Raw genomic sequence first — 19,738 nt, 5'->3', positions numbered from 1 at the left:
CCTAAATCTCCTACAGGATGGCCAGTTCCTTCGAGAACCGGGTCAACAATTCCGCGGTCTGCCCGGTGGTTTTCGAGGCCCCATTGGCTACCGCCAGAGTGTCCTCGATGCGGACACCGCCGCGGCCGGGTAAATAGACGCCGGGCTCCACCGTCACGACGGAGCCCGCAAGTAGTGTACCGGCGGATGTCGCTCCGATGCCCGGCGCTTCATGTATCTGCAGGCCAACGCCGTGTCCCAGGCCGTGGCCGAAGTTCTCGCCGTAGCCCGCGTCGGTGATCAGCTGGCGCGCCGCGGCGTCCACGTCGCACAGCTCGGCACCCGGCCGCAGCGCCTCACGCCCGGCCCGTTGCGCCTCGGCGACCAGTTCATAGATCTCCAGCTGCCAGTCGGCGGCCTTGCCCAGCACGAACGTACGCGTCATGTCGGAGTGATAGCCGGCAACCAGCGCACCGAAGTCGATCTTGACGAAGTCCCCGGTTTGCAGCACCGCGTCGGTCGGCCGGTGGTGCGGGATCGCCGAATTCGGGCCGGCGGCCACGATAGTCTCGAACGACACCCCGTCGGCGCCGTGGTCGAGCATCAAGGACTCCAGCTCACGGCCCACCTCGCGTTCGGTCCGGCCCGGCCGCAGGCCGCCCCGCGCCACCAGGTCGGTGAGCGCGGCGTCGGCCGCCTCACACGCCAGCCGCAGCAACGCCAACTCACCGGCGTCTTTGACCTCACGCAACGCCTCGACCGTCCCGGACGCCCGCACCAGCTCGCTGTCCTGGCCTGCCAGCGCGGCCGACAGCGCGTCGAGGCCGTCGACGGTGACCACATGGCTCTCGAAGCCGAGCTTGCGCACGCCGGCCGCGGCCGCCCGGCCGGCCAGGCAACGGCCGCAGGCTCGTTCGATGGCGACCTCGAGCCCTGGTGCTTGCTGCGCGGCCTGGGTGCGGTACCGGCCGTCGGTGGCCAAAATGGCCTCGCGTTCGTCGGCGAACACCAGCAACGCGCCGTTGGACCCGGTGAAACCGGATAGATAGCGAACGTTTATCAGGTCCGTGACCAGCATCGCGTCCAGCCCGGAGTTACCGATTTGCGCTTTGAGATTGTCTCGACGCTGGGAATGTGTCACGCCCCTTGACGCTACTCGCTACGCTTTTCCCTCATGACTAACTGGATGCTGCGCGGACTGGCGTTCGCTGCCGCGATGGTCGTTGTCCGTTTGTTTCAGGGGGCGCTGATCAATGCGTGGCAGACGCAGGCCGGGTTAATCAGCGTGGTGCTGCTGTTGATCTTCGTTCTCGGGGTGATCGTGTGGGGTGTGCTCGACGGCCGCGCCGACGCTTCGGCGAACCCGGATCCGGACCGCCGGCAAGATCTGGCGATGACCTGGCTGCTGGCCGGCCTGGTGGCCGGGGCGATCAGCGGCGCTGTGTCCCTGCTCATTTCGCTGTTCTACAAGGGGATCTACGTGGGTGGGCTGATCAACGAGCTCACCACGTTCGCGGCCTTCACCGCGCTCGTGGTTTTCCTGCCCGCGATCGTCGGGGTTTCTATCGGCCGGTGGCAGGTGGACCGGCAGCTCGCGAAGGTGCCGGTCAGACACCACGGGCTCGCTGCTGAGCACGAACGGGCCGACACCGACGTGTTCACCGCCGTCCGCGGCGGCGAGGCCGCCGCGGCCCAGCACGAGGAACGGACCGCGGCGGTGGCCACGGCCGAGCGTGAGGCAACCACCGAGACGATCCCCACGGCCGAGCCCGAGGCACCGACCGAGGTGATCCGCACGACGGATGCCGAGCAGACAAAGCCCGACACACCGAAGAAGGACTAAGCCTCGAAAGCCCCGGCCAGGTAGCGCAGGGCGAGCAGGTAGCCGTCGATCCCCAGCCCCGCGATGACGCCCGTCGCGACCGGGCTGATGTAGGAATGACGCCGAAACTCCTCGCGCGCATACACATTGGAGATGTGTACCTCGATCAGGGGTGCGCTCAATTCGGCACACGCGTCGCGCAGCGCCACCGATGTGTGCGTCAGGCCACCGGCATTGAGGATCACGGGTTCGCGGGCATCGGCGGCCAGATGGATCCAATCCAGCAGTTGGGCTTCGCTGTCGCTTTGCCGCACAACAGCTTTCAGTCCGAGTAAGGCGGCCTCACGGGCTATCAGAGCCGCCAGCTGCTCGTGCGTGGTGCTGCCGTAGACCGCGGGCTCGCGCCGGCCCAGCCTACCCAGGTTGGGGCCGTTGATGACATGCACCTGTGTCATGAGGCATCGAGTCCGGTGTAGGCGGCCGCCAGCAGCGATGGGTCCGGTCCCACCAACCGGCCGGGCTTGGCCAGCCCGTCGAGGACCACGAACCGCAGCACGCCGGCGCGGGTTTTCTTGTCTGCGGCCATGATTTCCAGCAGCTGCGGCAGCGCGTCGGCGTCGTAGCTGACCGGCAGGCCGAGCGAGGTCAGGATGGTCCGATGTCGCCGCGCGGTGGCGTCGTCGAGCCGCCCGGCGAGCCTGGCGAGCTCGGCGGCGAACACCAGTCCCACCGACACCGCGGCGCCGTGGCGCCACTGGTACCGCTCCCGACGCTCGATCGCGTGCCCCAAAGTGTGGCCATAGTTGAGAATTTCGCGCAGCTCCGATTCCTTCTCGTCGGCGGCGACGACCTCGGCCTTGACGGTGACCGCGCGCCGGATTAGCTCGGGCAGCACGTCACCGCTCGGGTCCAGCGCCGCCTGCGGGTCGGCCTCGATGAGGTCCAGGATCACCGGGTCGGCGATGAACCCCGCCTTGACCACCTCGGCCATCCCGGAGACGATCTCGTTGCGCGGCAACGTTTCCAGCGTCACCAGGTCGGCCAGGACGGCGAGGGGCTGGTGAAACGCGCCGACCAGGTTTTTGCCCGCGTCGGTGTTGATGCCGGTCTTGCCGCCGACGGCCGCGTCGACCATGCCGAGCAGCGTGGTGGGCACGTGCACGATCTCCACCCCGCGCAGCCAGGTGGCCGCCGCGAAACCGGCGACGTCGGTGGCGGCCCCGCCGCCGAGGCTGACCAGGGCGTCCTTGCGGCCAATTCCGATGCGGCCCAACACTTCCCAGATGAATCCGACGACGGGCAGGTCCTTGCCGGCCTCGGCGTCGGGGATTTCGATGCGGTGTGCGTCGACACCTTTGCCGGCCAAGTGGCTTCGGATCGCCTCGGCGGTCTGCGTCAGCACCGGCTGATGGAGGATCGCGACCTTGTGCCGGCTGGCAAGCAGTTCATCCAGCTCGTTCAAGAGTCCCCTGCCGATCACCACCGGGTACGGCGGATCGACGGCGACCTGCACGGTGACCGGTGCGGTGATATCCGTCATTTGGCGGCCTGGGCGGGGGTGGGGGTCTGCAGCCGCGACACGATGTAGCGCACCACCGCCCCCGGGTTGCGGCGGTTGGTGTCGACCCGCATGGTCGCCACCCGCCGGTACAGCGGCACCCGTTTGGACATCAAAGCGCGGTATTTCTCGGCGCGGTCGGGGCCGGCCAGCAGCGGCCGCACGGTGTTGCCGCCGGTGCGGCGCACCCCCTCTGCCGCACTGATTTCCAGGTAGATGACGGTGTGGCCGGCCAGCGCCGCGCGCACCCCGGGGCTGGTGACCGCGCCACCACCGAGCGACAGGATGCCGTCGTGGTCGGCCAATGCCGCCCGCACCACGCGCTCCTCGATGCGGCGGAACTCCGTTTCCCCGTCGGTGGCGAAGATATCGGCGATGCTGCGTCCGGTCTGCTGCTCGATCGCCACGTCGGTGTCGAGCAGGCTGACCCCGAGCGCCTTGGACAGCCTGCGGCCGATGGTGGACTTGCCGGAGCCCGGCAGGCCGACGAGTACGGCTTTGGGTGCCATTATGCGGTGCCCCGGCCCGCCGGCGTTTCCCGGGCGGCGACCGCGCGCTGATAGGCCTCGATGTTGCGGCGGGTCTCGGCCAGCGAATCGCCGCCGAACTTCTCCAGCGCCGCGCGGGCCAGCACCAGGGCCACCATCGTCTCGACCACGACCCCGGCGGCCGGCACCGCGCACACGTCGGAGCGCTGGTGGATGGCGACGGCCTGGTCACCGGTCGCCATGTCGACGGTGGCCAGCGCGCGAGGCACGGTGGAGATCGGCTTCATCGCCGCGCGCACCCGCAGCGGCTGCCCGTTGGTCATGCCGCCTTCGAGACCTCCGGCCCGGTTCGTCGAGCGCACCACGCCGTCGGGCCCGGGGTACATCTCGTCGTGGGCGCGGCTGCCGCGGCGGCGCGCCGTCTCGAAACCGTCGCCGATCTCCACACCCTTGATCGCCTGGACGCCCATGACGGCGGCGGCCAGCTGGCTGTCGAGCCGGTTGTCGCCGCTGGTGAAGGAGCCCAGCCCCACCGGCAGGCCCATCGCCACGACCTCGACGACGCCGCCCAGCGTGTCGCCGTCCTTCTTGGCCGCCTCGATCTCGGCGATCATGGCTTGTTCGGCGGCCTTGTCGAAGGCGCGAACGGGGCTGGCGTCGATTTTGGGGAGGTCCTCGGGTTGTGGCGGTGGACCGTCGTAGGGGGCCGAGGGGCCGATCGCGATGACGTGGGAGAGCACCTCGACGCCCAGCGCCTGCTTGAGGAAGTGCCGCGCGATGGTTCCGGCGGCGACGCGCGCGGCGGTCTCGCGGGCGCTGGCCCGCTCCAGCACGGGCCGGGCGTCGTCGAACCCGTATTTGAGCATGCCCGCGTAGTCGGCGTGGCCCGGTCGCGGCCGGGTGAGCGGGGCATTGCGCGCTGAATGTTCGAGCTCGGCCGGGTCGACCGGGTCGGCGGCCATCACGGTCTCCCACTTGGGCCACTCGGTGTTGCCGATCTCGACGGCGATGGGCCCGCCCAGCGTGACGCCGTGGCGTATCCCGGACAGCACCGTCACCGCGTCGCGCTCGAACGCCATGCGGGCGCCGCGGCCGTAGCCCAGCCGGCGGCGGGCCAGCTGAGCGGAGATGTCGGCGGAGGTGACGTGCACGCCGGCGACCATGCCTTCGACCACGGCCACCAGCGCACGCCCGTGCGACTCCCCGGCGGTGATCCAGCGCAACACCCGACCATCTTCCCATGGCGGCCATGATCGCCGTGCCAGCGCGGTCAGGCATGGCTATATCGTCGGCGTATGTCTAGACGTACAACGATCGACATCGATGACGTACTGCTGGCCCGAGCGCAGGCCGCGCTCGGTACCACCGGCCTCAAGGACACGGTCGATGCCGCCTTGCGGGCGGCGGTGCGGCAGTCGGCACGCGCTCGGCTCGCGGCGCGAATCGCCTCGGGTGTGGGTATCGATCGGTCCGAAGCACTGCTCGCGCAGACGCGCTGCGCGCGGTGACGTTGTACTGCGTCGACATGAGCGCGTGACATCGCGCGGCGAGGCCTGAAGTCGCGAACCGATGGCTGGCGGCCCTGTCCGGGGATCGGGTCGGCATCTGCGACCAAGTGCGGTTGGAAGTTCTCTACTCGGCGAGGTCCGCCACCGACTACGACGCGCTCGCCGACGAACTCGACGGGTTAGCCCGGATCCCGATCGACGCCGAAACCTTCGCTCGCGCATACCAAGTCCAGCGTGAACTCGCCCATGTCGGCGGTCTGCGTCATCGCAGCGTGAAGATCGCGGACCTGATCATCGCCGCGGCGGCCGAACTCTCGGGCACCGTCGAGTGGCATTACGACGAGGACTTTGACCGGATCGCGGCGATCACCGGCCAGCGCACGGAGTGGATTGTGCCGCGCGGAACCGTTCCTGATTGGTGAGCAGGAGGAGTCCTGTGCGGCCCGAACGGTGTTGGCCGCTGATGGTGGGTGTTCTCTGGTGGACCGGCATGCCTCGTCGTCGTTGTGGGCGTGGCGGTGAGCCAGAACTGCGGCACCGTCGTGTGGTTCCCGGTGGCTGGTCAGGTCTGGCCGGTGGAGTGCCCGCACGCATCCGCTGTTGGGTGCGGGGTCCTGCCGGCCGACGCCTGATCGGATTGCCGAGTCCACGTCTGCCGATCGCGGCCGCCGCACCGTGATGCACGGTCACAGCGGCCGGGTTGGAAGTCTGCTGTTGTAAGGGTTTACGCCAATGCTGGCGGCCCCACAGGCTGGTGTAGGCCGGATCGACACCGATTACTGCGATGCCGCGGCGGGTGGCCATCGAGGTGAGCCGGTCCCGGAAACGCCGAGTCGGGATACCCGCGACGGCGCGCCGCAGCCGCTTCCCACGCTGCCCGCGGCCCAGTGTTTCGCGTCCGGTGGCGCGGGCATCGGTGAAATCGAGGTTCTCCACCGCGACTGCGCTGCAGTTGTGGTGCACGGCAAGGTCGAGCAGCGCGGTAATCGCGGCTCTAACCCGCCCATCGCGGCGCGTAGCGGGTAAACCGGCGGTGTCGACGGGAATCGTGACGGGTGCACCGACCGGGTTGCCTGAGCAGTCCAGGACACACGCGGCGAGGTGATCGGCGTTGAGGTCCACCAGCACCGGCCCGGCGCGCAGCTCCTCGAGCGTGGGCGCCGGGCGTGGTGGTCCAGGAGGCGTCCAGATACCAGCGGCCTTTCGCCGGGTTGAAGGTGATGTCATAACGAACCGCCCGCCGGCCGGCCACCCGATCAGCCCACTCCTGGCAGCGATGGCCGAACGCCACCGGTGCGGCGATGTGCAGATGCGTACCGAACCGGTCCACCAGGGCGGCCGGGACTTTGATCCGCAACTGGCCCGACTCGTCGACGCGGATCGTCTCATTACCCGCGGCCTTGCCCGTCTCGCCGTCGGCGGTCAGGAACATGCGGGCGGCGGTCCAGCGGTCCCGCCACTGCTGCTCGCTCATCTCGGCCGCGTCGAGATGTTGGCGGTGTGCCACAACCTGTTACCGCCGACGGTGATCGACGGGCGGCCCGCCGCCAGGTCCGCCTCGGCCACCGCCAGCCGCGTCCGCAGTGTGGCCAGCCGGCGGGTCTTGGAGAACCGCTGCGCCGCACTGGCATATCCACGCACCGGGCGCCGGGACTGGCGGCGCGGACCGCCAACCACGTCGGCTGGGGCGGCGACCTCACCCGGGCGCAGCGCACACCGGGATTCCAGCACGCCGATCGCGGCCCGCACATCGGTGACCTCAGCGGTTAGGGCTCGCATGCCGAGCTGGTACTGGTCTTCGACGGCGCGGGTGATCGCACCGGCCCACCGCGACGACGCCACCACCGTGATCGCCTGCTTACGCTCGGCCCGCCACCGGCCGTGCTGCTTGCGATCCATGCGGCCCAACGTGATCCGGTGCGCGAGCTCGCGGCGATACACCGAACCCAAAAACACCCCGATCGCACCCAGCGCCGCGGCTTCCTCCCCGGTCAGGTGCAGCCGGGTGCGCACCCGAACACCAGCCGGGCCCGCAGCCACCACCGGATCCCCGATCCGACGCAACTGCTTACCCACGCCGCATCACCAGTTCCAATGCCGCATCAGGTCTTTCACCGAGAACCGCAGCTCCACGCCGTGCTCGTCGGCCATCGCCCGCACGTCGGCCTCAGTAAGGTTCAGGCCGTCTTTGAGCGCGTAGAACATCGACTGCTCGACGTGCCGCATGAACAGCGGGTGCGCAGCACACCAGCGTCGGACCTGTCGTTGGGCGGCGTCGCGTCGCCGCTTCTTCTTCGGCGGCATCGACTTGTAGGCGTGCGCGCGGTGCGCGTTCTGCGCGGTCTTATACCCGTATCCTTGAGCGTCATCCACGATGCCGCCGGTCGCTGCGTCGACGATGACGTATCGCCTCTTGAACCGGTCCGACAGTGCAGCACTGACGACAACCTTCACCGATCCCGCAGCGGGCAGGTCACTCATGTGCCGCATCATCCACCCGGCCACCGACAAGCGCGGCCGGCCCGATATCGCGCTGCGCGCAGCCGACCGCTTTGAGCGCACGGTTTCGCGCACCGCGGCGGCCATACAGTCGCGCACAGAACGAGGTCAGCACCTCCACCATGTCGCGCACCAGATCGTCGTCTACCTCACCGGCGTCGAGCACCACCAGCCGGCGACCGTGCGCCGAAAGCGCCGCTTCCACCAGTTCAGTGTTCATCCGGCCCAGCCGATCCCGATGCTCGACCACCACAACGGTCACCTTCGGGTCGGCCAACAATCGCCTGACTTTCGCCCGCGACCCATTCATCCCGGACCCGACCTCGGCCTCCACCCGCACCACCGTCCCGCCCGCCTCAGCGGCCCAGGCTGTCAGCCGAGCGACCTGACGATCCAAGTCCGACTTCTGATCATGCGACGACACCCGCGCGTACAGACCGAACGCGGCCGCCGGCGCCGATCCTGCAGGCGCATCCGGTGACACCAGCACCGTGCGCTCATTCACCCGCACCGCCGGAACCGGCAACGTCCCCTCCCGAAACCACCGGTACACCGTCTGTGGATGCACACCCTGAGCACGCGCCCACTCCGTCAAATTCACACCACCAGCGTACTCACTCGAACGTTCATACGCTCACTATCGCTCAGTATCTCGCAAGCAGTTCTAAACCCTGAAACGGGCGTTGATTGCGTCGCGAGATCGGCTGACGCGCATTGACTTTCCCAAAGGGCGTGGCCGGAGTGTCCGGCCGGCGCCGGCGGGTTCCAGGCGGGACCGTCACGGCCTCACGCGAAGCTGCCGGCTCGCTCGTTCGCGATCGCGTCCAGCACCTCCCGCACTGGCCACGTCGAATCAGGTCCAAGGGCCGTCAGTTTCCCAGGCTGGGGTTCGTCCCGACGAGCCAGCGCTCAGCGGCCTCGGTTGTATAGAGGCGTACCAGGAGCAACTCGGCCAAGCGCCGCTGCGAGCCGAAGTCACGGCTCAGCGCGGTGAGCTTTTCCGCCATCGACACAGGCACGATTCGACGTCAACGCCACGCAATGCGTTGCGCGGCCATTTCTTCGTAGCTGAACACTCGCAGTCCTGATGATGCCCGTCACACGAACACCAGCCCCACCGCACCCACCGTGGCCAGGCACATCGACGGGCCGTGCGGCACCGTGGCGGCGCCGCCGATTAACCGGGCAACCACGCCGCACAGCGCGGTCAGCAGCGGCGCGGCCAGCGCCGCCAGCAGCCACACCTCGACGCCGAAGCACCCGGTGAGCCCGCCCAGGCCGATGGCCAGCTTTACGTCGCCGGCTCCCATCGCCGCCGGCGCCACCAGGTGCACCAGCAGGTACACCCCGGTCAGCGCGGCCGCGCCGGCCAGTGCCGGCACGCAAAGGCCGGTGCAGGCGGCCACCAGCAGGATCACAACAGCGCCGGGCAGCGTCAGCGCGTTGGGCAATCGGCGCTGCCGGAGGTCGTAGATGCTCAGTGCCGCGAGCCAGACCGAGACCAGCCCGGCTATACCAATCCACATGCGCGGCAGGCTAATCCAATGCCGCCACCATCGCCGCTCGCGGAGCGGGTAGCCCTGTGAATTGTTCGACTTGCGCAAACGCCTGGTGCAGCAGCATCTGCAGGCCGCTGACCACCCGGCCTCCGGTCGCGGTCACGGCGGCGGCCAGCGGGGTGGGCCAGGGGTCGTAGATGGCGTCCAGCAGCACCGGGATCCCGGCGAAGATGCCGGCATACCGAGACGCCACGTCGGCGGGGATCGTGCTGATCAACACCGCCCCGGCCGCCACCTCGTCCGCCAGCCCGGGGCTATCGAGACCGCAGAACCGCGTCGCCACCCCCACTCGGGTTCCGAGGTCCACCAATCGAGCCGCCTTCTCCGGGTTGCGGGCCACCACGGTGATCCCGGCGACGCCGAGTTCGGCCAGCCCGACGACCGCCGCCGGCGCGGTGCCGCCCGACCCGAGCACCACCGCGCGTCCCGAAACCACACCGAGGGCCCCGGTCACGCCGTCGATGTCGGTGTTGTCGGCCCGCCACCCATCCGGGGTGCGCACCAGGGTGTTGGCCGACCCGACCAGTTCGGCGCGCGGGGTCCGCTCGTCGGCGAACCGCAGGGCGGCGAACTTGCCCGGCATGGTCACCGACGCGCCGACCCACTCCGGCCCGAACCCGCCGACCACGGCCGGCAGCTCCTCGGCGCCGCATTCGATGCGTTCGTAGGTCCAGTCATCCAGGCCCAGTGCGCGGTAGGCCGCCAGGTGCAGTTGCGGGGAACGGGAATGCGCGATCGGCGAGCCCAGGACGGCCGCCTTTCTACCGCGCGGAGTCGAGGACACCGTTGTGCTTGGCCAGCTCGATATTGGCCAGATGCTGCTGATAGTCCCTGGTGAACAGCGTCGTCCCCTGGGCGTCGATGGTGACGAAGTACAGCCAGTCCCCCGGCTCGGGATGCTCGGCGGCGCGCAGCGCGTCGACCCCGGGCGAGCAGATCGCGGTGGCCGGCAGCCCATGGGCGACGTAGGTGTTCCAGGGCGTCCGCTGGGCCCGATCGGCGTCGCTGGTGGCCACCTCCCGGCGGTCCAGCGGATAGTTCACGGTCGAATCGAACTCCAGCGTGCGGTGCTCGTGCAGGCGGTTGTAGATCACCTGCGCCACCTTCGGGAAGTCCTGCGGGTTGGCTTCCTGCTGGACCAGCGACGCCACCACCAGGATGTCGTAGGGCGAGACGCCCATGGATTGCGCGGTGTCCACCAACCCGGACTTCATGTACTCGACCGCGCCGGCGCGGATCAGGTTCGCCAGGATGCTCTGCGCCGACGCCGACGGATCGACGTTGAACGTCCCCGGTGCGATGAGGCCCTCGATCCGGCGGTGGTCGTTGGCCAGCTCGGTCACCGGCTCAACCGCCCAGGGCGGCACCGCCAACGTCGCGGGGGTGCTGGTGCTCGCCACCTTGCGCAGGTCGTCGACCGAAACGCAACGCCGGTTGCCGTCGAGATCCACACAGGTGGCCCGCGATATCAGGGAGAATATGCCGGGATTCACCTTGTTGGTCTTCATGTCGGTGGTGTCGTCGAGCTGACGCCCTTCCGGGATGACCAGCTTTCCCACCCGGTTGTTCGGGTCGGACAGCCGCGCGACCGCGGCGGCCGCCGGGATTTCGGTTCGCATCCGGTAGAAGCCGGGTTGGATGGACGAGATCACCTCGTTGCCATGCGCGGCGTCGACGAACGCCCGCACGGTCTTGACCACCCCCTGGTTGTGCAGGGTCTCCCCGACCGCGGTGGTCGAGTCGCCGTCGTGCACCTGAATCACGATGTCGCGCTTGCCGTTGCCCGTGTAGTCCTCACCGTGCCCGAACACCGTCGGCCAGAGTCTGGCGCCCACGAAGACGGCCGCCACCACGGCCACGCCGAGCAGCCCGAGTGCCGCCCGGGCCGCGAAGCGCCGCCGCCGACGGCGCCGTTGTGCCCGGCGCTGCCTGGCCCGATCGATGCGGCTCATCCGGTGCCGGGCCGGCCCGACGGCCTCAGGCTCGGCCCGTCGGCGCCGCCCGCCGTCAACCATCGGTGGCCCCTCGAGCCGCCGCCGCGCGGCGCTGATCGAGCCAGCCCTGCAGGATCGCCACCGCCGCGGCCTGGTCGATCACCGCGCGTTGCTCCTTGGCCCGCACACCCGCCGCGCGCAGCGATCGCTGCGCGCTCACGGTGGTCAGCCGCTCGTCGGCAAGCCGGACCGGTGTGGGAGCAATCCGCTCTGCCAGCGCCTCGGCCAGCTCGATCGCGTCTTGCGCCGACGGGCCGATGCGGTCGGCCAGGGTGCGCGGCAGTCCGACGATCACCTCGACGGCCTCCATGTCGGAGGCCAACGCGGCCAGCCTGCGCAGATGCTTGCCGGACCGGTCGCGTCGCACGGTTTCCAGCGGGGTGGCGAGGATGCCGTCCGGATCGCTGGACGCCACCCCGATGCGCACCTTGCCGACGTCGATGCCGAGGCTTCTTCCGCGTCTAGGTCCCCGCTGTTTCGGATCCACTCAACCGACCCGCGCTATCACGGCGATCTCGGAGCGGACCGCATCGAGCGCGGCGTCGATACCCGTCGGATCCTTTCCCGATCCCTGCGCCAGGTCCGCCTTGCCACCGCCCCGGCCGTCGAGAGCCGCGGAAAGCTGCTTGATCAGGTCGTCGGCGCGAATCCCGAGATCCTGGGCGGCCGGATTGGCCGCGACCGCGTACGGCACGGTTTTGCCTTCCGAACTCGACGAGATCAGCGCGACCACCGCGGGATCGCTACCGAGCTTGCCGCGAATGTCGCCGACCAGCGACCGCAGGTCGGCGGCCGTCATCCCGCCCGCCATTCGCTGCGCCACCACGCGGACGTTACCGATGTGCTGCGCTCCCGCGGCGGCGTTCACCGCGGCCGCCCGAGCGCTCGCCAGCCGGGCGCGTTCGAGTTCCTTCTCCGCGGCCCGCAGGCGCTCCACCAGATTGGCCACCCGCGCGGGCACCTCGTCGGACGGCACCTTCAGCGATGACGCCAGCCCGGCCATCAGCGCGCGTTCCTTGGCCAGGTGACGGAACGAGTCCAGCCCGACGTAGGCCTCCACCCGGCGCACCCCGGAGCCGATCGACGATTCGCCCAGGATCGTCACCGGGCCGATCTGCGCCGTGTTACTCACATGGGTGCCGCCGCACAGCTCCAGGGAGAAGGGTCCGCCCATCTCCACCACCCGCACCTGGTCGGGGTAGCTCTCGCCGAACAGCGCCATCGCGCCCATCGCCTTGGCCCTGTCGAGCTGCTCGGTGAAGGTGTGCACCTCGAAGTCGGCCTGTACCGCCTCGTTGGTCACCTCCTCGATCCGGGTGCGCTGGTCCTCGGTCAGCGGCCCCTGCCAGTTGAAGTCGAACCGCAGATAGCCCGGCCGGTTCAGCGACCCGGCCTGAACCGCGTTGGGCCCCAACACTTGTCGCAACGCAGCGTGCACCATGTGAGTGCCCGAGTGCCCTTGCGTGGCGCCCCGGCGCCACTGCGGGTTCACCGCCGCGACCACGGTGTCGCCCTCGACGAATTCCCCGGACTCCACGTTGACCCGGTGCACGTGGAGGGTTTTGGCGATCTTCTGCACGTCGGTGACCGCCGCCCGCGCGCTCCCGCCGGCGCCGGTCCCGCTGATGGTGCCCTCGTCGGCGATCTGCCCGCCCGACTCGGCGTAGAGCGGGGTGCGGTCCAGCACAAGCTCGACACGGTCGGCTCCGTCGGTACCGTGCGCGACCACCGGGACCCGCTTGCCGTCGACGAAGATGCCCAAAATCCTTGCCTCGGAGGTCAACTCGTCGAAACCGGTGAACTCGGTGGGGCCGGCGTCGACCAGCTCGCGGTATGCGCTCAGGTCGGCGTGTGCGTGCTTGCGCGCGGCGGCGTCGGCCTTGGCGCGACGGCGCTGCGCGGCCATCAGCTCCCGGAAGCCGAGTTCGTCGACCTGCAGGCCGGCCTCCGCGGCCATCTCGAGCGTGAGCTCGATCGGGAAGCCGTAGGTGTCGTGCAGGGTGAAGGCGTCCGAACCGGAAACCACCGTGGCGCCCGCCGCCTTGGTGGCCCCGGCCACCTCCTCGAACAGCTTCGAACCCGACGCCAGCGTGCGGTTAAACGCGGTCTCCTCGGCAACCGCGATGCGCCTGATCCGGTCGAAATCGGCGACGAGTTCGGGATACGACGGGCCCATCGCGTCACGCACCGTGGCCATCAGGTCACCCACGATCGGGCCCTCGATGCCCAGCAGCTTGGCCGAGCGGATCACCCGGCGCAGCAGCCGGCGCAGCACGTAACCGCGTCCGTCGTTGCCGGGGCTGACGCCGTCGCCGATCAGGATCGCCGCCGTGCGGCTGTGGTCGGCAATGACGCGGTAGCGGACGTCGTCTTCGTGGTTGCCGACGTCATACGGGCGCGGGGCGGCGGCTGCCACGGTGTCGATGACCGGCCTGAGCAGGTCGGTTTCGTAGACGTTGTGCACGCCCTGGAGCACGAACGCGACCCGTTCGACGCCCATGCCGGTGTCGATGTTCTTGCGCGGCAACGGCCCAAGGATCTCGAAGTCGGTCTTGCCGGTGCCCTCGCCGCGTTCGCTCTGCATGAACACCAGGTTCCACAGCTCGACGTAGCGGTCCTCGTTGGCTATCGGGCCGCCGCCCACGCCGAACTCTTCCCCGCGGTCGTAGTAGATCTCCGATGACGGCCCGCACGGCCCGGGGATGCCCATCGACCAGTAGTTGTCTGCCATGCCGCGGCGCTGGATCCGGTCGGCCGGCAGGCCGGCGATCTCCTGCCACAGCCGCACGGCCTCGTCGTCGTCGAAATAGACCGTCGTCCAGATTCTTTCGGGGTCCAGGCCGTAGCCGCCGTCCTCGAGGCTGTTGGTCAGCAGGGTCCACGCCAGCTCGATGGCCCCGCGCTTGAAGTAGTCGCCGAAGGAGAAGTTGCCGGCCATCTGGAAGAAGGTGTTGTGCCGGGTGGTGACACCCACCTCGTCGATGTCGGGGGTCCGGATGCACTTCTGGATACTGGTGGCCGTCGCGTACGGCGGCGTGCGCTGGCCCAGGAAGAACGGGACGAACTGGACCATGCCGGCGTTGACGAACAACAGGTTGGGGTCGTCGAGGATCACCGAGGCGCTCGGCACCTCGGTGTGGCCCGCCTTCACGAAATGATCAAGGAACCGCTTCCTGATCTCGTGTGTTTGCACTGTTCGCTTTCCTTAGTTTCCTGGCTTGTCGTAATTCGAAGTCAATTCCCAGCCTATTCGCCGGGCTGCTGGAAGGCTGTCCAAAGGCGTGAACTTAACCCGCTACGAAACTCAAACGCACCAACCGCCGCGGATTATCCCGGTTGAGGTCGACCAGAACGACGCTTTGCCAGGTGCCCAGCAGCGGTTCGCCGCCGGCGACCGGCACCGTCACCGACGGCGCGACGATGGCCGGCAACACATGATCGGCACCGTGACCGTGGGAGCCGTGCGCGTGCCGGTAGCGGTCGTCGCGCGGCAACAGCCGCTCCAGGGCGTCGACAAGGTCCTCGTCGGAACCGGCGCCGGTCTCGATGATCGCGACCCCCGCCGTCGCGTGCGGGACGAACACGTTGCACAGGCCGTCACCGTGCGTCGCGCAGAACGCGCGCACCGCATCGGTGAGATCGACGATGCGGCGACGCGCGGTGTCCACGTCCAGCACATCGGTATCCACCCGCCCAGCCTACGGTGGGGTGGCTGCGAGTTCCCAGGACCGGCCTATTGATTGTGACGGCGAACACCCTATCGCGAGGGCCGACCGATGCGGGATCGATGCGCCGAGATATTCGGCGGGCCGGCAAGTGTCGAAGAATGGGAGATCGCGGCGCTGCATCGCGACCACCGCTCGGCCGAGGGCGCGGGTGCGCGGGCGACCTGGGTCACAGTGCCGCCGGACCGGGTAGACCAAGGCGTCGACTACTACAAGTCGTCCGTGCTGCCCCGGCTAGCGGGCGCCGACGGGTTCCGCAGCGCCAGCCTGATGGCCGACCGCGGGTCCGGACGTGCCGTGTCTTGCACGACGTTCGACACCCGGGACGCGATGGAACGCAACCGGGATCAGATAGCAGCGCTCAAGGCCGCGTCGATGCCGGATTCGGGCACCGAGGAACTCGGCGATTGCGAGTTCGAGCTGGCGCTGGCGCACCTGAGGGTGCCCGAGCTGGTGTAATCGAATCTCCTGCGGTACCGGCCGAGTCAGGCTTTCGGCCGGTGCCGTTTCTTGCGTTCTTGCGACCATTGCCACGGCTATCCAGTAGGAGGAAGGTATTTGGTGAACCGGTGGCGCCACCGGGGCGCTGCCCCGACATGAGGAGGGGGTTGGTCGTGTACGCACGCTCTACAACCATCCAGGCGGAACCGCTGTCGGTCGATATCGGAATTGCGCATGTCCGCGATGTGGTCATGCCCGCGCTCCAGGGGATCGAGGGGTATGTCGGGCTGTCGCTATTGGTCGACCGGCAGTCCGGCACCTGCATCGCCACCAGTGCCTGGGACACCCTGCAGGCGATGCGCGCCAGCGCCGAGCGGGTGGCTCCCATCCGTGACCGGGCCGCGATGATGTTCTCCGGCAACGCGCGCGTCGAAGAATGGGAAATCGCCTTGCTGCATAGGGACCACCGGTCGCACGAGGGGGCATGCGTGCGGGCCACCTGGCTCAAGGTGGTGCCGGATCAAATCGAGCGATCCCTCAACTTCTACCGGATGTCCGTGCTTCCCGAGCTGGAGGCTCTCGACGGGTTCTGCAGCGCCAGCCTGATGGTGGACCATCCGGCATGCCGGCGTGCGGTGTCGTGCTCGACGTTCGACAGCATGGACGCGATGGCGCGAAACCGGGACCGCGCGACCGAGTTGCGCAGCAGGCGCGTGCGGGAGTTGGGGGCCGAGGTGCTCGACGTGGCCGAATTCGAGCTGTCGATCGCCCACCTGCGGGTGCCCGAGCTGGTCTAAGCCCGGCGACGATGCGCGCCGCGAAGCGGCGGGAGATGGCGGTGCCGCCCGCTCGGGGAGAGCCGGGCTGTCAACCCTCTTGCCGGGCCAAGATCAACGGAGGAAGGTAGTGGGTGCACCGGTGGCGCCGCCGGGGCGCCGCCCTGACAGGTGAGGGGGTGGATCGTGTACGCACGCTCTACCACGATTCAGGCGAATCCCACGGACATCGATGCGGGGATTGCACACGTTCGCGATGTCGTCCTGCCCGCACTTCAGCAAGTTGACGGGTGTGTGGGCGTATCGCTGCTGGTCGACCGGCAATCGGGCAGGTGTATCGCCACCAGCGCCTGGGAATCCGAGGAGGCGATGCGCGCAAGCGCCGACCGGGTTCGGCCGATACGGGACCGGGCCGCGGAGATGTTCGGGGGCACGCCAACCGTCGAAGAGTGGGAGCTCGGGGTGCTGCACCGCGACCACCCGTCACGCGAGGGCGCATGCGCGCGGGCCACATGGGTCAAGGGCGACCCGGCTCTGGCGGACCAGAACATCGAGTACTACAAGACGTCCGTGCTGCCTGAGTTGGAAGCCCTCGAGGGATTCTGCAGCGCCAGCCTGATGATCGACCGTGCGTCGGGTCGCGCCGTGTCCTGCGCGGCGTTCGACAGCCGCGAAGCGATGGAGCGGAACAGGGAGCAATCGGGCGCGCTCAAGCGGGCGAAAATCCAGGAAGCGGGCGTCGAGGAACTCGACGAGTGCGAGTTTGACCTGGCCCTCGCTCACCTGCGGGCACCCGAGCTGGTCTGACCGGGATCGAGGCGATGGACCGGCCGACGGGCCGTCGGCCGGCAATGCCTTATCTTCACTGTCGTCCCCGTTTCTTGCGGATGATGGCCCGCAGCCGTTCCAGCCGTCCGACGATCTCCCGCTCGCCGCCGCGACCGGTGGGCCGGTAGTAGTCCACGTCTACCAGCTCATCCGGCGGATACTGTTGCGCCACAACGCCATCCGGGTCGTCGTGGGAGTACTTGTAGCCCCGCGCGTGGCCCAGCGCCGCGGCACCCGAATAGTGCCCGTCGCGCAGGTGAGCCGGCACCAGCCCGGCCTTGCCCGCCTTGATGTCGGCCATCGCCGCGCCGAGGGCCGTCGTGACGGCGTTCGACTTCGGCGCGGTGGCCAGGTGGACGGTGGCATGCGCCAGCGTCAGCTGAGCCTCGGGCATGCCGATCAGCTGTACGGTCTGGGCGGCGGCGACGGCGGTCTGCAGCGCGGTGGGATCGGCCATGCCGATGTCCTCGCTGGCCAGGATCATCAGCCGGCGCGCGATGAACCGCGGATCCTCGCCGGCGACGAGCATGCGGGCCAGGTAATGCAGCGCGGCGTCGACGTCGGAGCCGCGCACCGATTTGATGAACGCGCTGATGACGTCGTAGTGCTGGTCGCCGTCGCGGTCGTAGCGGACCGCGGCCCTGTCCAGGGACTGCTCGATGGTCTCGACGCTGACGTGTTCGCCGGCTTCGGACGCAACCTCCAGCGCGGTCAGGGCCCGGCGGGCGTCGCCGGCCGCCAATTGCACCAGCAGGTCGACGGCCTCCGGTTTCACCTCGACCCGCCCGCCCAGGCCGCGGGGGTCAACGATGGCGCGCTGCACCACCGTGCGGACGTCGTCGGCCGTCAGCGGCCGCAGCTGCAGGATCAACGATCGCGACAACAGTGGGGCCACCACCGAAAAGGACGGGTTCTCGGTGGTGGCCGCCACCAGCAACACCACCCGGTTCTCCACCGCCGAAAGCAGGGCGTCCTGTTGGGTCTTGGAAAACCGGTGCACTTCGTCGATGAACAGCACCGTCTGCTCACGCGCGAGGAGCGCTTGCCTCGCGATGTCTATCACCGCGCGAACTTCCTTGACGCCGGCCGACAATGCCGATAGCGCCTCGAAACGGCGGCCGGTCGCCCGCGAGATCAGCGCGGCCAGCGTCGTCTTGCCGCTTCCGGGTGGGCCGTAGAGGATGACCGACGCCACGCCCGAGCCCTCGACCAGGCGGCGCAGCGGAGAACCGGGTGCCAGCAGGTGATCCTGCCCTACCACTTCGTCCAGCGATGCCGGACGCATCCGCACCGCCAGCGGTGCCGCCGCGGACACGCCCAGATCAGGGCCGGTCTTCGGTGCGCCGGGCAGGTCGAACAGACCGTCGGACACGGCTTCAGGCATACCACGCGGCCCGGACACGCGCGCCCATCCGCGCGCCGTGGCCCGATATTTGTTAAGTTCCGGTTTGCTTAGTTCTGCGCGCGTACCGACTAAAAACTAGGACGGCCATGAGCCAGCCCCCGGAGTACCCAGGCAATCCAGCCGACGCCCAAGGCGGCAACCAAGCCCCCCAGGGCTACCCGCCTCCCCGTCATGGCGCGCCTCCCCCGCCGCCTCCCCCGCCCCCGGGCTATGGCCCACCGCCCGGCGGCTACCCCCCACCCCCCGGCCCACCTCCGGGGGGCTACGCGCCGCCCGGTTACACCCCGCCTCCCCCGCCCCCCGGTTATGGCCCACCGCCCGGCGGCTACCCGCCGCAGCCGGGATTCGGCGCCCCGCCGACGCCCGGGTTCAACGTGGGGGACGCGATCAGTTGGGCGTGGAGCCGGTTCACCCAGAACGCGGCGACACTCATCGTTCCGGTCCTGGCATATGTGCTGGTGATAGCCGCCGTGATCGGTGTGATGATCGGACTGGTCACCGTCTTCTCGAGCACTTCGACCACCACCTATACCGACGCCTATGGCAACACCTATGAATCGGTGCACGGGTCCATTGGCCCCGTGGGGGTCATCGTCATGGTCCTTGGCTACCTCGCCCTGTTCGTCGTGGCGGTCTACATGCACGCCGGGATTACGACGGGCTGCCTTGACATTGCCGACGGAAGGCCGGTGACTATCGGGACGTTTTTCAGGCCGCGCAATCTGGGCCTGGTGCTCGTCACGGCGCTGCTGCTCGTCATCGGCACCACGATCGGGACCGTTTTGTGCGTCATCCCCGGGCTCATCTTCGGCTTCCTGGCCCAGTTCGCCATCGCATTCGCCGTCGACCGATCCACGTCGCCCGTCGACTCCATCAAGGCCAGCTTCACGACGGCCAGGTCGAACATCGGCGGCACCCTGCTGTCGTGGCTGGTGCAGTATGCGGCGGTGCTGATCGGCGAATTGCTGTGCTTTGTCGGCATGCTGGTTGGCATTCCGGTCGCCGCGCTCATCCAGATCTACACCTACCGCAAGCTGTCGGGCGGCCAGGTCGTCGAGCTGGCCCAGCCCGCCCCACCGGTCGGCATCCCGCCGGGACCACCGCCGCCGCCACCACCACCGGGCCCGCAGATGGCGTAACTCGCCGCCGACAATTC

General features: G+C 68.9%; 22 protein-coding genes and 2 pseudogenes. 7 read left to right on the top strand and 17 right to left on the bottom strand.

What is annotated here, in order from left to right; genetic code table 11:
- Positions 1 to 10: 10 nt before the first annotated feature.
- Positions 11 to 1,120 (bottom strand): M24 family metallopeptidase, encoded by a 1,110-nt coding sequence (locus G6N24_RS05925; RefSeq protein WP_085160010.1) that lies wholly within the window; start codon positions 1,118 to 1,120, stop codon positions 11 to 13.
- Positions 1,121 to 1,153: 33 nt separating this feature from the next.
- Between G6N24_RS05925 and G6N24_RS05920 the strand changes: the two genes are divergently transcribed.
- Entirely contained in the window at positions 1,154 to 1,822 is a 669-nt protein-coding gene (locus tag G6N24_RS05920) for a B-4DMT family transporter (RefSeq protein ID WP_085160012.1), read from the top strand.
- On the opposite strand, the gene aroQ is transcribed toward G6N24_RS05920, so the two are convergent.
- From aroQ to aroC, 4 genes are read right to left on the bottom strand one after another with little or no spacing between them, the layout of a single operon-like run.
- The gene (gene aroQ, locus G6N24_RS05915; protein ID WP_085160014.1) at positions 1,819 to 2,256 is read right to left on the bottom strand and encodes a type II 3-dehydroquinate dehydratase; all 438 of its coding nucleotides are present in this window, start codon (positions 2,254 to 2,256) and stop codon (positions 1,819 to 1,821) included. The two genes, G6N24_RS05920 and aroQ, sit on opposite strands and share 4 nt — an antisense overlap.
- On the bottom strand, positions 2,253 to 3,341 hold the full coding sequence (gene aroB, locus G6N24_RS05910; RefSeq protein WP_085160016.1) for a 3-dehydroquinate synthase: 1,089 nt from the start codon (positions 3,339 to 3,341) through the stop codon (positions 2,253 to 2,255). Before aroB ends, aroQ begins: the two co-directional genes overlap by 4 nt.
- Positions 3,338 to 3,868 carry a shikimate kinase gene (locus G6N24_RS05905; protein ID WP_085160018.1) on the bottom strand — a complete coding sequence of 177 codons (531 nt, stop codon included), beginning with the start codon at positions 3,866 to 3,868 and terminating at the stop codon, positions 3,338 to 3,340. Before G6N24_RS05905 ends, aroB begins: the two co-directional genes overlap by 4 nt.
- On the bottom strand, positions 3,868 to 5,073 hold the full coding sequence (gene aroC / locus G6N24_RS05900) for a chorismate synthase (protein ID WP_085160020.1): 1,206 nt from the start codon (positions 5,071 to 5,073) through the stop codon (positions 3,868 to 3,870). The genes G6N24_RS05905 and aroC overlap by 1 nt, the downstream gene beginning before the upstream one ends.
- Positions 5,074 to 5,124: 51 nt before the next feature.
- Here aroC and G6N24_RS24200 point away from each other — a divergent pair.
- Together G6N24_RS24200 and G6N24_RS05890 are read left to right on the top strand one after the other, a co-directional pair.
- Positions 5,125 to 5,259, top strand: a pseudogene (locus G6N24_RS24200) (type II toxin-antitoxin system VapB family antitoxin); the annotation flags it as partial.
- A gap of 113 nt (positions 5,260 to 5,372) precedes the next feature.
- A pseudogene (locus tag G6N24_RS05890) lies at positions 5,373 to 5,777 on the top strand (PIN domain-containing protein).
- A gap of 572 nt (positions 5,778 to 6,349) precedes the next feature.
- Here G6N24_RS05890 and G6N24_RS05885 read toward each other — a convergent pair.
- The 11 genes from G6N24_RS05885 to G6N24_RS05835 all read right to left on the bottom strand — a co-directional run bounded on the left by G6N24_RS05885 (position 6,350) and on the right by G6N24_RS05835 (position 15,084).
- Entirely contained in the window at positions 6,350 to 6,829 is a 480-nt protein-coding gene (locus G6N24_RS05885) for a hypothetical protein (RefSeq protein ID WP_163745428.1), read from the bottom strand.
- Positions 6,826 to 7,431: a hypothetical protein gene (locus G6N24_RS05880; protein WP_163745427.1), complete on the bottom strand. Its 606-nt coding sequence runs from the start codon at positions 7,429 to 7,431 to the stop codon at positions 6,826 to 6,828. Before G6N24_RS05880 ends, G6N24_RS05885 begins: the two co-directional genes overlap by 4 nt.
- A 6-nt stretch (positions 7,432 to 7,437) precedes the next feature.
- Complete coding sequence (locus tag G6N24_RS05875) at positions 7,438 to 7,836, bottom strand: hypothetical protein (protein WP_163745362.1); 399 nt, start codon at positions 7,834 to 7,836, stop codon at positions 7,438 to 7,440.
- Positions 7,829 to 8,455, bottom strand: a complete 627-nt coding sequence (locus G6N24_RS05870) for an IS607 family transposase (RefSeq protein WP_163745426.1) — start codon at positions 8,453 to 8,455, stop codon at positions 7,829 to 7,831. The genes G6N24_RS05875 and G6N24_RS05870 overlap by 8 nt, the downstream gene beginning before the upstream one ends.
- Positions 8,456 to 8,723: 268 nt before the next feature.
- Complete coding sequence (locus G6N24_RS05865; RefSeq protein ID WP_169716071.1) at positions 8,724 to 8,873, bottom strand: hypothetical protein; 150 nt, start codon at positions 8,871 to 8,873, stop codon at positions 8,724 to 8,726.
- A gap of 78 nt (positions 8,874 to 8,951) precedes the next feature.
- The gene (locus G6N24_RS05860) at positions 8,952 to 9,380 is read right to left on the bottom strand and encodes a prepilin peptidase (RefSeq protein ID WP_085159617.1); all 429 of its coding nucleotides are present in this window, start codon (positions 9,378 to 9,380) and stop codon (positions 8,952 to 8,954) included.
- 10 nt (positions 9,381 to 9,390) lie between these two features.
- Entirely contained in the window at positions 9,391 to 10,197 is an 807-nt protein-coding gene (locus tag G6N24_RS05855) for a shikimate dehydrogenase (protein WP_085159619.1), read from the bottom strand.
- Positions 10,175 to 11,428, bottom strand: a complete 1,254-nt coding sequence (locus tag G6N24_RS05850; protein WP_085159621.1) for an endolytic transglycosylase MltG — start codon at positions 11,426 to 11,428, stop codon at positions 10,175 to 10,177. The genes G6N24_RS05855 and G6N24_RS05850 overlap by 23 nt, the downstream gene beginning before the upstream one ends.
- Positions 11,421 to 11,894, bottom strand: coding sequence for a Holliday junction resolvase RuvX (gene ruvX, locus G6N24_RS05845; RefSeq protein ID WP_085159623.1), 474 nt, complete (start codon positions 11,892 to 11,894; stop codon positions 11,421 to 11,423). Before ruvX ends, G6N24_RS05850 begins: the two co-directional genes overlap by 8 nt.
- A complete protein-coding gene (gene alaS / locus G6N24_RS05840) occupies positions 11,895 to 14,600 on the bottom strand; it encodes an alanine--tRNA ligase (RefSeq protein WP_085159625.1) in 2,706 nt (901 codons plus the stop codon).
- Between the two features lie 94 nt (positions 14,601 to 14,694).
- Complete coding sequence (locus G6N24_RS05835; RefSeq protein WP_139822349.1) at positions 14,695 to 15,084, bottom strand: secondary thiamine-phosphate synthase enzyme YjbQ; 390 nt, start codon at positions 15,082 to 15,084, stop codon at positions 14,695 to 14,697.
- A gap of 99 nt (positions 15,085 to 15,183) precedes the next feature.
- On the opposite strand from G6N24_RS05835, the gene G6N24_RS05830 reads away from it, so the two are divergent.
- From G6N24_RS05830 to G6N24_RS05820, 3 genes are all read left to right on the top strand, one after another.
- Positions 15,184 to 15,591, top strand: a complete 408-nt coding sequence (locus G6N24_RS05830) for a hypothetical protein (RefSeq protein ID WP_232070697.1) — start codon at positions 15,184 to 15,186, stop codon at positions 15,589 to 15,591.
- Between the two features lie 155 nt (positions 15,592 to 15,746).
- A complete protein-coding gene (locus tag G6N24_RS05825; RefSeq protein ID WP_085159629.1) occupies positions 15,747 to 16,370 on the top strand; it encodes a hypothetical protein in 624 nt (207 codons plus the stop codon).
- 165 nt (positions 16,371 to 16,535) lie between these two features.
- Positions 16,536 to 17,156: a putative quinol monooxygenase gene (locus G6N24_RS05820; protein ID WP_085159639.1), complete on the top strand. Its 621-nt coding sequence runs from the start codon at positions 16,536 to 16,538 to the stop codon at positions 17,154 to 17,156.
- 55 nt (positions 17,157 to 17,211) lie between these two features.
- Here G6N24_RS05820 and G6N24_RS05815 read toward each other — a convergent pair whose 3' ends face one another.
- Positions 17,212 to 18,561: a replication-associated recombination protein A gene (locus tag G6N24_RS05815; protein ID WP_085159631.1), complete on the bottom strand. Its 1,350-nt coding sequence runs from the start codon at positions 18,559 to 18,561 to the stop codon at positions 17,212 to 17,214.
- 107 nt (positions 18,562 to 18,668) lie between these two features.
- Between G6N24_RS05815 and G6N24_RS05810 the strand changes: the two genes are divergently transcribed.
- On the top strand, positions 18,669 to 19,721 hold the full coding sequence (locus G6N24_RS05810) for a hypothetical protein (protein ID WP_163745424.1): 1,053 nt from the start codon (positions 18,669 to 18,671) through the stop codon (positions 19,719 to 19,721).
- The last annotated feature ends 17 nt before the right edge of the window (positions 19,722 to 19,738 follow it).

Origin of the sequence: Mycobacterium lacus (genome assembly GCF_010731535.1) — a bacterium.
Lineage (GTDB): Bacteria > Actinomycetota > Actinomycetes > Mycobacteriales > Mycobacteriaceae > Mycobacterium > Mycobacterium lacus.
Note: the sequence above shows the minus strand (reverse complement) of the source record. Positions and strands in the feature narration are given on the sequence as shown.

What these genes read in the sequence shown, in the direction of transcription:
- G6N24_RS05920 (WP_085160012.1), top strand. Translation starts at nt 1,154, where the DNA reads ATGACTAACTGGATGCTGCGCGGACTGGCGTTCGCTGCCGCGATGGTC.
- aroQ (WP_085160014.1), bottom strand. Translation starts at nt 2,256, where the DNA reads ATGACACAGGTGCATGTCATCAACGGCCCCAACCTGGGTAGGCTGGGC.
- aroB (WP_085160016.1), bottom strand. Translation starts at nt 3,341, where the DNA reads ATGACGGATATCACCGCACCGGTCACCGTGCAGGTCGCCGTCGATCCG.
- G6N24_RS05905 (WP_085160018.1), bottom strand. Translation starts at nt 3,868, where the DNA reads ATGGCACCCAAAGCCGTACTCGTCGGCCTGCCGGGCTCCGGCAAGTCC.
- G6N24_RS05885 (WP_163745428.1), bottom strand. Translation starts at nt 6,829, where the DNA reads ATGAGCGAGCAGCAGTGGCGGGACCGCTGGACCGCCGCCCGCATGTTC.
- G6N24_RS05875 (WP_163745362.1), bottom strand. Translation starts at nt 7,836, where the DNA reads ATGAGTGACCTGCCCGCTGCGGGATCGGTGAAGGTTGTCGTCAGTGCT.
- G6N24_RS05860 (WP_085159617.1), bottom strand. Translation starts at nt 9,380, where the DNA reads ATGTGGATTGGTATAGCCGGGCTGGTCTCGGTCTGGCTCGCGGCACTG.
- G6N24_RS05850 (WP_085159621.1), bottom strand. Translation starts at nt 11,428, where the DNA reads ATGGTTGACGGCGGGCGGCGCCGACGGGCCGAGCCTGAGGCCGTCGGG.
- G6N24_RS05830 (WP_232070697.1), top strand. Translation starts at nt 15,184, where the DNA reads ATGCGGGATCGATGCGCCGAGATATTCGGCGGGCCGGCAAGTGTCGAA.
- G6N24_RS05815 (WP_085159631.1), bottom strand. Translation starts at nt 18,561, where the DNA reads ATGCCTGAAGCCGTGTCCGACGGTCTGTTCGACCTGCCCGGCGCACCG.
- G6N24_RS05810 (WP_163745424.1), top strand. Translation starts at nt 18,669, where the DNA reads ATGAGCCAGCCCCCGGAGTACCCAGGCAATCCAGCCGACGCCCAAGGC.